This is a genomic window from Staphylococcus sp. SUC_1.2 (genome assembly GCF_026222585.1).
This window is the reverse complement of the sequence record NZ_JANJPM010000069.1, coordinates 1-2,332: the sequence shown is the minus strand read 5'-3', so window position 1 is coordinate 2,332 and position 2,332 is coordinate 1. Positions and strand designations below refer to the sequence as shown.

The window sequence follows — 2,332 nt, the reverse complement described above, 5'->3', positions numbered from 1 at the left end:
TTTTTAATCAAGTTATTTATCTTGTCTCTTAGTAACTATTCTAGTATATTTAATATACTTAGTATAAAAAAGAGAGGCTATGATACATGACTACATTTCATTCAAAAGAAGCAATGCAAGTGACGAACGTCACTTTAAATGTTAAAGATTTAAACAAAATGAATCACTTTTATTCTGAAGTACTCGGTTTTTCTATTAAAAAGAAAACTGGCACACAAACTATTTTTAATGTTGGAGAACATGGTCACACGTTAACGCTTCATCTTTTAGATCATGGACGTCATCCTGAATTTAGAGAAGCTGGCCTTTTTCATATCGCTTATTTATTACCTTCACGACAAGATTTAGCTAACTTCCTATATCATATGAGTAGTTTAAATCAGCCTGTTGGTGGCGGTGACCATTTAGTAAGTGAAGCACTATATTTCAATGATCCAGAAGGTAATGGTATTGAAGTCTATCAAGATCGCCCTTCTAGTGGTTGGGAATGGGAGAATGGCTTTATTAAAATGGATACTCTTGAAGTTGATGCACAAGATTTAATTTCACATCGTACTGAAAATGGTTGGCAAGGTTTTCCATCAGATGGAAAACTAGGACATCTCCATTTAAAAACACATAATTTGGTAGAGGCTCGTCAATTCTATATTGATCAACTTGGTTTTGAACATATTTCAAATCTCCCTCAAAGTTTATTTATTTCTACACAACACTATCATCATCACATTGCTGTGAATACATGGCAATCTAATCAAGTGAATCCAGACAATAAAAACACTTATGGATTAACACATATTGATATCTATCAACCTCACGCTAAAGAAACAAATTTAACATCACCTGAAGGTTTTAGTATGACTATTCATGGAGATGTGAGTGTGGTTCCTGATTAAAAAAGGTTGGATGACAATCATCCAACCTTTTTTAATCTACAATATCTCGATATTTTCTTACAGTATCAAAGTCACTATCTTTTGCTTTTTCATAACCTTGATGACCATAAATATCACTAATAATCTGTTTACCTTTTTTTGTATGACTTATATTAATGAATGCTTGACTAATTTTATTTTTCCATTTGTTACTCATGTCATTACGTACTGAAATGGTATCATTAGGAATTTTCTTTGTACGATAAATCACTTTAGTTTCTTGATAAATATCGGGATCATCTTTTTTTAAATCTGCCCGAGCATCTTGATATGTAGCAACAGCTTCTACATCATGATTTAATAATGCAATTAATCCCTGATCATGACCTTTCACTTGTTGAATTTGAATATCAGACTTTTTTATTCCTTTTTCCATTAATGTTGCTAAAGGATAAATATATCCTGACGTTGATTCCACATCTTGCAATGCTATCTTCTTATCTTTCAAATCTTTTAAATGATTAATATTACTATCTTTACGAACCACAATTTGAGATCGATAGTAATCTACAAGGTGATGTGTTTGATTCCCTTTATTATCTACTAGGTAACCTTTTGACTTTAACAATACATCTGCTGCATGAGCATCATGAGCTAATGTGTAAGAAACAGGAGAAATAAAAGCAATATCGATTTTTTTCGATTTCAACCCTTCTACCATTGTATTATAATTTGTGGCTATATGTACTTTTACAGGAACCTCTAGCTCATCAGATAATAATTGTTGCAAAGGTTTTACTTTAGCGTTAAGAATTTGAGCATTTTGAGATGGGATAAACCCAACAGTTAATGACTTAGGTGTATATGCTTCTTTAGGATGCTTTACATTGTCAATGTTTGAACAACCACTTACTATAATTGTAATAACTAAATAAATAACTAAAAATTTTAAACGTTTCATCATTTTCCCTTTTCAAAATATATAATGTATTTAAACTTCATCAAACTCAAAATATAAAGACGTATTTATAATATATTAACCACCAATATTTAAATTGAAAATACAATTTATATTAAATTTTGATTTCAGTTCGAAGATTTTAATATTTAGATTTTCATCGAAAAGCCTTCATATAAGTTGAATTGGGGTCACCAAGAGGATTATACAACAACTTCAAAATGAAATCTGTCATACTTTTCTAATTCTTAATCATACTTCATAAAAAATGCCGACAAAGTACACACCTTTGTCGACATTTCAAAACATTTATTAAACTGTTTAATTATTTTTTAATTAGTATAAGCCTTTTGTTTCATTACTTGTATTAATAAAGATATTTTTAACTTGTTGGTAGTTTTTAATTGCATCTTTATAAACTTCACGGCCGATACCAGATTTTTTATAACCACCAAATGGCGCACCAGCTGGAATTTGATTATACGTATTAACCCAAATACGT

3 protein-coding genes are annotated in these 2,332 nt (G+C 30.1%); 1 reads left to right on the top strand and 2 read right to left on the bottom strand.

Annotated features, from left to right (window positions below):
- Positions 1–86: 86 nt before the first annotated feature.
- Positions 87–893 carry a VOC family protein gene (locus tag NR218_RS12590; protein WP_019834962.1) on the top strand — a complete coding sequence of 269 codons (807 nt, stop codon included), beginning with the start codon at positions 87–89 and terminating at the stop codon, positions 891–893.
- Positions 894–924: 31 nt separating this feature from the next.
- On the opposite strand, the gene NR218_RS12585 is transcribed toward NR218_RS12590, so the two are convergent.
- Both NR218_RS12585 and NR218_RS12580 read right to left on the bottom strand, forming a co-directional pair.
- Positions 925–1,833 carry a phosphate/phosphite/phosphonate ABC transporter substrate-binding protein gene (locus NR218_RS12585; RefSeq protein ID WP_265848599.1) on the bottom strand — a complete coding sequence of 303 codons (909 nt, stop codon included), beginning with the start codon at positions 1,831–1,833 and terminating at the stop codon, positions 925–927.
- A 333-nt stretch (positions 1,834–2,166) separates the two neighbouring features.
- Positions 2,167–2,332: aldehyde dehydrogenase family protein (locus NR218_RS12580; protein ID WP_265883445.1), on the bottom strand; the 166-nt coding region annotated here is incomplete at its 5' end.

What these genes read in the sequence shown, in the direction of transcription:
- NR218_RS12590 (WP_019834962.1), top strand. Translation starts at nt 87, where the DNA reads ATGACTACATTTCATTCAAAAGAAGCAATGCAAGTGACGAACGTCACT.
- NR218_RS12585 (WP_265848599.1), bottom strand. Translation starts at nt 1,833, where the DNA reads ATGAAACGTTTAAAATTTTTAGTTATTTATTTAGTTATTACAATTATA.